At 46.8% G+C, this 11,227-nt stretch carries 2 protein-coding genes; both read left to right on the plus strand.

Annotation, left to right across the window (positions count from 1 at the left end):
• Positions 1-6,243: amino acid adenylation domain-containing protein (locus AC1DCV_RS35515; RefSeq protein WP_477027639.1), on the plus strand; the 6,243-nt coding region annotated here is incomplete at its 5' end.
• Positions 6,240-11,227, plus strand: a 4,988-nt coding sequence (locus tag AC1DCV_RS35520; protein ID WP_477027640.1) for an amino acid adenylation domain-containing protein, incomplete at its 3' end; no start/stop codon positions are given. The genes AC1DCV_RS35515 and AC1DCV_RS35520, both read left to right, overlap by 4 nt.

Here is an 11,227-nt window from a genome sequence, read left to right on the forward strand (position 1 = left end):
GCTGGCGATGGCGTGGCAGCAGGTTATTTGAATCAGCCGGCGCTGACAGCGGAGAAATTTGTGCAGCATCCGTTCCGGGATKGCGCACGGATGTATCGTACCGGTGATCTGGCCCGCTGGTTCCGGGATGGTACATTGGATTTCCTGGGTCGTAAGGATGACCAGGTAAAGATCCGTGGTTACCGGATAGAATTGGGCGAAGTAGAACAGGCATTGCAACAATATGAAGGCATTGCCTTTGCGGTGGTGCTGGCGTATCAGGGTATGCTGGTGGCCTATCTTGTAGGTAATGAAGGATTGAATGTGTCGTCGATACAAAATTACCTGAATACTGTTTTACCGGCTTATGCCATTCCAGCAGATTATATACAACTGGATGAATTGCCGCTGACACCCAACGGTAAAGTAGATAAGAAACGTTTACCTGCGCCGGGAGCGGGCAGCATGGATTCCGGTATAGCCTATGTAGCACCGCGCAATACCACAGAAGAGCAATTGCTTGAGTTGTGGAAAGAGGTGCTGGGGAAAGACCGGATCAGTATAAAAGACAACTTCTTTGAATCCGGCGGACATAGTCTCGTGGCTATCCGGTTGGTTGGATTAATTCATAAAGCATTCGATGTAAAACTTGAGCTGAAAGAATTATTTACACATCCGGTACTGGAACAACAGGCTGTACTGATCGCCGCGGCAACAGGCGTATCATTCGTTCATATTCCCGTTGCGCCGGCGATGGCGGGTTATCCTCTTTCTTCCTCGCAGCGCAGATTATGGCTGCTGGCACAAATGGAAGATGGTAACGTTGCTTATAACATGCCGGGAGTATATGTATTTGAGGGACACCTGAACAAAGACATACTGGAGCTTTCCTTTTTGCAGTTGATTGCCCGTCATGAAATACTGCGTACTGTTTTCCGAAACCAGCAACAAATCATTCTTAACAGGGAAGAAGCCGGATTCCGTCTTCATTACAGCGATCAGCGTAATACGCCCGCCCAGGCAGGAAAAGTAAAAGAACTGGTTGAACGTTCTTTTGTACAGCCATTTGATCTGGCGGAAGGCCCGCTCCTGCGTGCAGGATTGTACCAGTTGAGTGATCATAAATGGGTGTTCAGTTATGTAATGCATCACATTATCAGTGATGGGGTATCTATGGATATTCTCATCAGGGAATTGCTGACATATTACAACGCAGGACTGGAAGGTAGCATAGCACCACTTGCTCCGTTAAGGATACAATATAAGGACTATGCAGTATGGCAGCAGGAACAGTTGGCCGATGAGCATGGAACCGCCGACAGAGAATACTGGCGCAGTCAGTTCAGCGGCGAATTACCCTTGCTGGACCTCACTACAGATAAACCCAGACCAGCCATCAAGACCTATAACGGTGCCTTTGTAGAAAAACATATTAGTGCTGCTGCCGCCGGTAAACTCGGTGCACTCGCTGCAGAGCAGGGCGGCACTCTTTTTATGGGACTACTGGCACTGGTCAACGCGCTGTTGTACCGGTATACGGGTCAGGAAGATATCATTATTGGAAGCCCGGTTGCCGGAAGGCAACATGCTGATCTGGAAGACCAGATCGGGTTTTACGTGAATACGCTGGCATTGAGGACCCGTTTCAAAAAAGAGGATAATTTCCGCAGCCTTCTGGCAGCAATACGGGAAATTACCATCCATGCCTACGAACATCAATTATATCCTTTCGATGAACTGGCAGGTATGTTTAACCTGCAAAGGGATATGAGTCGGAATGTGCTGTTTGATGTAGGTATGATTTTACATCGCCATGATACTGCTTCAGAAGCAGCGCAACAGGCAGTAAAGGATCTGCAGGTAAGTGCTTACCATGACGGTGAATATCAGCTGGCATTATTTGATCTGACGTTCATCTTCACAGAAAAAGCAGATGGCATCACATTATCACTGCAGTATAACACAGATCTCTATTACGAAAGTACCGCCACACAATTGGCTACTCACCTGGTACAACTGCTGAATGTGTTGCTGGATGAAGAAGAGCAGCCACTGATGTTGACGGATTTTCTGCAGGTAGCGGAAAAACAGCAATTGGATAACTTCGGTGGTCATATTAACCCGGTTTCAGCAACGGATAATATCCTGGATCTTTTTGAAGGGCAGGCAGTGAAAAATTCAGATCGCATTGCACTGGTATCCCGGGAGTTACAGTTGACATATCGGGAGCTGAATGAAAAGGCCAACCAGGTAGCGTATTACCTGCGCACTACCTGCGGAATTGCGGCCAATGACCTGGTAGGGATCCGGTTGGAGCGCAATGAATGGCTGATCATCGCTATCCTGGGCGTGTTGAAGGCCGGTGCGGCATATCTGCCCGTTGATCCAGACTATCCGGACGACAGGGTCGATTACATGTTATCCGACAGTGCAGTGAAAGTACTGATCGATAACGTATGGCTGAATACAATCAGCAATGAGCCTGGTCATCATCCTGTACAGGATCCGGCAAGGGCCACCGCCGGAAATGATCTGGCCTATGTCATCTATACATCTGGCTCTACAGGTAAACCAAAGGGCGTACCTATTCGTCACAGTAATCTTTATAATTTCTTCCGGAATATTATCCGCGAGTATCCGGGTAATCAACCAGTGGTACAACCGTTTATTGCTTCCTGTGCTTTTGATATTTCCGTGTTCCAGTTGTTTACACCATTACTTACCGGCGGTACTGCCGTAATGGTGGATAGAGATCAGTTCCGTGATATCAGCAGATTTACGGATATTTTGAAAACGGTTACCTATATAGATACGGTACCGGCCGTGTATAACCTGATTTGCGGATATATACAGGAGCAAGGCATTGCTGCTGATTTCAAACAGGTAGAGCGATTGTTTATCGGAGGAGATCTTATACCGGACAGCCTCTTGTTAAAATTATCCGACATCTTCTGTAATGCAGTGATCACGGTTACTTACGGCCCTACAGAAGCCACTATATTCTGTACACAGTTATCCTATACACCGGGTACTATTCACTCCTCTACAAAAGGTACGGTGATTGGCCGGCCGCTGAGCGGAACACATATCAGCATTGTCAATGAACAAGGGCAGTTGTGCCCGGTAGGTGTTACGGGCGAGATCTGTATCAGCGGTAATGGACTATCAGGTATCTATCTCAATAATGAAAAACTAACGGCAGAAAAATATAAGGTGAGCCCCTCAGGACAGCTGCTGTATAAAACAGGTGACCTGGGCCGTTGGCTGCCGGATGGCACCATTGGATTCATGGGCAGGAATGATACACAGGTGAAAATAAGAGGATTCAGAATTGAACTCGGTGAAATTGAAAAACAGCTGGAGGATCATCCTGATCTGAGCCGGGCGGTTGTCATCGCAAAGAAAGATGATAGTGGGCAATCGCAATTGATTGCCTATATAGAGAAGAAAAAAAGAGTATTGCTGACACCTTCTACGTCTGAGTTTTTTGTATATGATGACCTGCTGTATTTTGCACTCACCACCAACCAGAAAAGAAACGGACATTATATCAGGAGTTTTAACCGCCATCTGAAAGGTAAAGTAGTACTGGATTTGGGTACAGGTGCCGATGCCATATTATCCCGTTTTTGTATTGATGCAGGCGCGAAAAAAGTGTATGCTGTAGAGATCCTGAAAGAAACCTATGATAAAGCACAGAAACGGATACGTGATTTAGGTTTGGAAGATCGCATCACCCTGATCCATGGAAATATTATGGAGATTGAATTGCCGGAAAAAGTAGACTATTGCGTATCTGAGATCGTGGGTTCAATAGGAGGATCAGAGGGCGCCGCCAAATTGATTAATGCCACCAGGCGATTCCTGAAAGACCCTGCCAATATGCTGCCGGTAAGGAGCCTGACGAAAATAGCCGCAGCACACCTTCCGGACGATATGCATGATTTCACTTTTGATGAAATAGGCAGGCATTATATGAACCGGATCTTTGATGAAGTAGGTTACCGGTTTGATGTGAGAATGTCGGTAGAACATTTCCCTGTGGAAAATGTAATCAGTAACCACCAGCCATTTGAAGACCTTGATTTTACTAAAGAAGTTAAATTGGAAGACACCCATCCTGTCAGGTTTGAATTTACCAGGGATGCGGTAGTGAATGGCTTCATAGTGTGGTTGAACCTGTATGTGGATGAACAGGAAGTAATGGACACACTGAGTGAAAAATATAACTGGTTGCCCGTATACCTGCCTGTTTTCTATAATGAAACACGGGTATCCAAAGGAGATTATATCGAAGGATTTATTGAGCGGAAGCTGGCAGAAAATGGTTTGAATCCGGACTTTATCATCACCGGTACTTTGTTCCGGAAAGGAGAAGCGCCGTTGCCATTCAGTTTTACCTCTGCCAACCAGGGAAAAGAATATCGCAGCAATCCTTTCTACGACAAATTGTTTGAAAATGATGAACTGCGTTTAACGGAAGATATCACGGAAAATACCATGCGGGCCTACCTGGAAAATACATTGCCGGGTTATATGATACCGTCCAGGTTTGTACAGGTAGAGCAGTTGCCATTAACGTCAAATGGTAAAGTAGACCGCAGAAATCTGCCCGATCCGGTAAAACTCGCAGGAGAGGAGAATGACAACTACCTGGCGCCGCAAACGCCGATTGAACAGCTATTAACAGAGATATATGAAGATGTGTTGAAAAAGCCGCGTATTGGTATCAGGGATAATTATTTTTCTCTTGGCGGGGACTCTATCAAATCGATACAGATTGTATCCCGTTTAAAACAGCGGGGTTTTGAACTATCTATACAGGATGTATTGCTATATCCGCAGATCGCAGAAGTAGCTTTGTATGTAAATAGCCAAAGCCGTAGTATCAGTCAGGAAACCCAGACAGGTATTGTTCCTTTGGGTCCTGTACAACTTTCTTTCTTTGATCAAACGATCCCGCAACGCCACCATTTTAACCAGTCGGTGCTGCTGAATAGTGATACAGAGATCTCTGCAGAAGGACTACAGCAAGCTATCGACAAACTGGTCCTGCATCATGATGCATTGAGAATGGTATTTAATAATACCGGTGATGGATGGGTACAGGAGAATAAAGGAGAGGAGCAAAAATGCAGATTGGAGGAGATCACTGCAAATAATGAAGCCACCTTCCTGCAAGAAAGCACAAGAATACAGACTTCCATTGACTTGGCGGAAGGTCCACTCTTCAAAGCGGCGTTGTTTAACGGCGCTGGAGGCACACGGATATTACTGGTGATTCATCACCTCGTTATAGATACGGTGTCGTGGAGAATACTGCTGGAGGACCTTGCAACGCTTTATCACCAATATCATAACGGTGAACCACTACACCTGCCGTTAAAAACAGATGCATTCGGTTACTGGCAGCAAAAACTCCGGGAATACGCAGCATCGGCGGTATTGCTGGAAGAACAGGCATACTGGGCCGCAATAGCCACCGCAGATGTGCCGCTTTTACCAACAGCATATGCGGGGACCAATCTGCTGCGTGATGTGGCGGTGTCATCTTTTTCCCTCGATGAAACATTGACAGAAACCCTGCTGACAAACTGTTATCGCGCATACCGCACAGATGTAAATGATATTCTGACCGGCGCTTTTAGTATAGCCGTGTCCGAGGTATTCGGGCTGGATAAGGTATTGATTCAGCTGGAAGGCCATGGCAGAGAACATATCGGGCCGGATGTTGACATCAGCCGGACAGTGGGATGGTTCACCACCGTATACCCGGTGCTGTTTGATATGCGCTACCAGGACGATATCGTTCGGCAGGTAATAGAAGTGAAAGAAAGTTTACATAGGATTCCTAATAAAGGAATTGGTTATGGCGTATTGCGCTACCTGTCAGGAATGGACTATAAGATTACCCCGCAGATATCTTTCAATTACCTCGGTGATATGGGGGCCGTTGGCGGCACAGGTGTATTCCATTTCTCCGGTGACGATAAAGGAGCTGACATGGCCGCAGATACCAGCAGAGATATGCTGCTGGAGGTAACGGGGATGGTGCTGGAAGGTAAGATGCACTTAAGTATCAGTTATAGTGATAAACAGTACGGGAAGGAAACGATAGAGGAGCTGACAGATGCATTCCGGGAAAAGTTAGTGCAACTGATTGGTATTTTTTCTGAGGAAAATACGGAGTACCTGACACCTGTAGACCTTACCTGGCAGGGGCTTAGTTTTGAACAACTGAACCAGTTAAACAAAACCTTATGAAAATAGAAGATGTATATCCTTTAAGTCCTTTACAGGAAGGCATGTATTATCACTGGGCACGGGAAGGGGCATCCTACGTGGAACAGATGTGTTTTCAGTTACAGGGAGCGGTGAATGTCACCGCACTGGAGAACAGTTACCGGTTACTGGTTAAACGTCATGCTATTCTGCGGACAAGTTTTACGCAGGATTATGGGGAGGAACTGTTGCAGGTGGTCAAAAAAGAAGTGCCTTCTTCCTTTTTTTATAAAGAAGTCAGCAGCATAGCAGGTTTTGATATCAAAGCATTTAAGCAGGAAGACCGTGAGCGGGGATTTGATCTGCATAAGGATTCCCAGATGCGATTAACGGTGTTGCATACCGGCAATGATATATATGATTTTATCTGGACCCAGCATCATATCCTGATGGATGGCTGGTGTATTGGTATCCTCATCAATGAATTTTTCCAGTTGTACTATGCACAGCTGGAGGGCAGAACACCACTACTCAGTAAAGCATATCCTTATGCGGGCTATATCAAGTGGCTGATGAAGAAAGATAAGGAGGAAGCCCTCGATTACTGGCGGCAGTATCTGTCCGGATATGATGGCCTGGCAACAATACCCGGCCGGCAGAAAGATACGGTGGAATATACGCCACGTAAGATGTTGTTTTCACTGGATAAACAAGTCAGTGATCATATCAGGCAATTATGCAGCGAAGCCGGCGTCACAGAAAATATATTTATACAGGCAGTATGGGGACTGTTGTTGTGCCGGTACAACAATACCGATGATGTAGTGTTTGGTGCCGTAGTATCCGGCAGACCGCCACAGGTGCCGGGAGTGGAAAGTATAGTGGGTTTGTTTATCAATACCGTTCCTGTACGTGTGCAGATAGACCGGCAGACTACCGGCAGGGTATTGCTGAGAGCCGTACAGCAGGCGTTTATCGGAGGCACAGAACATCACTATACGCAGTTGGCACGCATCCAGGCAGAAAGTGGCGGCGGCAGGGAATTGCTGGACCATATCCTCGTGTTTGAGAATTACCCGGTGGAGGACATGGTAGCATCGCAGATGAAACAACAGGGGGCGTTGACATTGTTATCTTCGGAAGTATCTGAACGAACCAATTATGATTTTTCTATTGTAGTAGCGCCGGGTGAAAGCTTCACGATGAAACTGGCCTATAACGGTGACGTATATAGCGAACAACAGGTGAACAATGTCAGACAACATTTTACACAGCTCATAGGTGCGCTGGTATCCGCACCTGATAGCGCCGTGGATACTTTGTCTTTCATCAGTGAAGAAGAAAAAAAATCTTTACTGGAATTTTCATTTTCAGATACACATTATTCATCCGATACTACTATCACGGCTTTATTTGAAGCACAGGTGTTACGATCGCCTGACCAGGTGGCAGTAGTAGCAGGAAATACTTCACTTACCTATGCTGCATTGCAGCAACAGGCAAGGCAGCTGGCAGCTTGTTTGAGAAAGGAGTATGGCGTACAACCCGGTGACGTGGTGGCTATAAGGCTGGAAAGAAATGAAAAATTACTGATCGCCATATTAGGGATACTGATGGCCGGTGGCGCGTATGTTCCGGTAGATCCGGAGTATCCACAGGAACGTGTGGAGCATATGCTGTCGGACAGTCATTGCAAACTGGCAATAGACCAGCAATGGTACGATCAATATACTGAGCGCAAAACTGTTTATGAAGGGATCACAGTGCCTGTTGTAAATCAACCATCAGATCTTGCTTATGTGATCTATACTTCCGGTTCAACAGGCAAGCCAAAAGGAGTAATGATTACGCACCAGTCACTCGTAGATTATACAAATGGGCTGCTGGCAGCCACTAATATCGGCGATTGTAAAAGTTTTGGACTTGTTTCCACGATTGCTGCAGACCTGGGAAATACGGTGCTGTATCCATCTTTGTTAACCGGAGGAACCTTACATCTTTTTACAGCAGCGGAGGCGATGAGCCCTGAAAGTATGCAGCACGTGCAGATAGATTGTCTGAAGATAGTGCCCTCTCATTGGAAACTGTTACTGCTGTTGCCTGCAAAATGCCTGATCTTCGGAGGTGAACAACTGACAGGAGATGTGATCCGCACAGTAACACAACTGGGCGGCAGTTGTCAGATTTATAACCATTACGGCCCTTCGGAAACAACCATCGGCAAATTGATTAAGCCGGTGTCTTTCGCGGAAGACAAAGGTAATCTCGCATTAGGAAAACCATTTTGTCAGGGCGCAGTATATATTCTTGATAAGAAGCAACAACTGGTTCCTGTAGGTGTTGAGGGAGAGATCTGTATCAGTGGAACAGGTGTGGCGGCCGGATACCTGCATCAGCCGGAGCTGACCGCTACCCGGTTTATGGCTGATCCGTACCGGACAGGAGAAAGCATGTACCGTACCGGTGATCTCGGTGTGAGACAACCGGATGGTAATATCCTGTTTGCCGGAAGAGTGGATGACCAGGTAAAGATCCGCGGTTACCGTATAGAGTTGGGTGAGATAGAAAAAACGCTGTTGGATTACGCCGGTACGCAGCATGCGGCCGTTGTTGTCAGAACTGCGGAAAACGGTGAGCGGGAATTGGTGGCATGGGTAGTGAATGATGAAGAATTACAGGCGGCGGCCCTACGTGCATTTCTCCTGCGTTCATTGCCGGAGTATATGATCCCCGTTACATTTATACAGACAGATAAATTGCCGGTTACCCTGAACGGAAAGCTGGACAGAAGAGCCCTTGCGGCCAGCAAAGAGGAGGGCGTTGGCAGTGGTTTTACTTACGTGGCGCCCCGTAATTCTACCGAAGAAAAACTGGTCATGATATGGGAGAAGATACTCAACAAAACGGATGTTGGCGTATTACATGACTTCTTTGCGCTGGGTGGACACAGCCTGAAACTGATCCGGTTGTCCAGCGAGATACACCGGGAGTTTAATGTGAGACCCTCCTTGAAAGATCTCTATGCACATCCGGTGGTAGAGCAGCAGGCATTATTGATCCGGCAGGCAGCAGGGAATGGTTTTGTTGCCATTCCGGCCGCACCCGTACAGGAAAGTTATGTGTTGTCTTCTTCTCAGCGCAGGATGTGGATGCTCAGCCAGTTTGAGACCTCGAATATTGCCTATAACATGCCCGGCGTTTTTGTATTCACCGGCAAGCTGGATACGGTAGCACTGGATTATATATTTGCGCTTTTGGTAAACAGGCATGAAATATTGCGTACCGTATTCCGCGAAGATGAAACAGGAGAAATCAGGCAGTTTATTTTACCGGATATCCGTTTCGGGATCAGCAGCGAAGACCTTCGCGTACAGCCGGAAAGTGTTTTACAGGAGCGTATAGAGGATACTTCGTTAACTCCTTTTGATCTTTCCGAAGGCCCCTTGTTAAGAGCAGGATTGTACCAGGTAGAAGAGGAGAAATGGATATTCACCTTTGCGATGCATCACATTATCAGTGATGGCTGGTCTGTTGAAGTGCTTGTACGTGAACTGATGCAATTCTATCACGCCTTTGTCAATGGCAGCGCCAACCCGTTACCACCATTGCAGATCCAGTATAAAGACTACGCCGTATGGCAGCAAAACCTGTTGAATGCGCCTGGCTTTAAACAGCATGCAGCGTACTGGCAGGAACAGTTCTCCGGCGAATTGCCGGTGCTGCAATTAACGACGGATAAGATACGTCCTGCCGTGAAGACCTATAATGGAGGAGTGATTAAAAAACATTTTTCTATTAAAGACCTGAAAGCATTTTGCCAGGAGCAGGGAGCCACCCTGTTCATGGGGTTGCTGGCAACAGTGAACGCCTTGTTATACCGTTATACAGGTCAGAACGATATCATTATCGGCAGTCCCGTTGCCGGCCGTGAACACGCCGATCTGGAAGATCAGATCGGGTTTTACGTAAACACCCTGGCGCTAAGAACACGGATGAATGTTGCCGCCGGATTTACAACTTTATTGCAGCATATCAAACAGCTCACTCTGGATGCTTATGATAACCAGATTTATCCTTTTGATGAACTGGTAGATGCGCTGCAACTGCAGAGGGATGTAAGCCGTAGTCCATTATTTGATGTGGTGCTGGTGGTAAAACATCCGGCTGTTTCTTCTCCGGTACAAGGAGAATTGCAGTTGAGCACCTATCCTGCCGATGATACTTCTCCGGCAAAATTTGACCTGTTGTTTGATTTTACGGAAGAAGGAGAGGAAATGATATTAAGTCTTTCTTATAACAGCGATCTTTTTTACGCTGCAACAGTGGAACGTTTGGCAGATCACCTGTTATCCGTGCTGTCAGCTGGGTTAGCAGCTCCTGATGAACCGTTGTCTACGCTCTCTTATCTGAGCACGGCAGAACAGCAGCAATTGCTGACAGCATTTAATGATACGCAGGTACCATATCCTTCTCACAGCACTATCCATGAGCTGTTTGAGGTACAGGTGAAAGCTACACCGGATCGTACTGCATTGCATTTTGAAGAGCAGACACTTTCCTATCAGCAATTGAATGAACGCGCCAACCAGGTAGCACATTACCTGCATGAACAATATCATCTTCAACCGGATGAACTGGTAGGATTGCAGGTAGAAAGAAGGGAGTGGCTGCTGATCGCCATTCTGGGTATCCTGAAGGCAGGGGCAGCTTACGTGCCACTGGATATGGATTACCCGAAAGAAAGACTCGCTCATATGCTGGCCGACAGCAACTGTAAACTGTTGCTGGATGAATCATGGCTGCAATCGTATAAAGCAGAAATATCCGCGCAGCCACAAACGGATCTYCCCGGCAGGGCATCTGCAGATAGCCTGGCTTATGTGATGTACACCTCGGGATCTACCGGTGTTCCTAAAGGCGTGATGGTTTGCCACCGGAGTGTGGTACGACTGGTACGCCCGGGCAGTTTTGCCACGCTGGACGGCAGTGAAATATTATTATCTACCGGGGCGGTATCCTTTGATGC

This window comes from Chitinophaga sp. 10T418 (genome assembly GCF_056394125.1).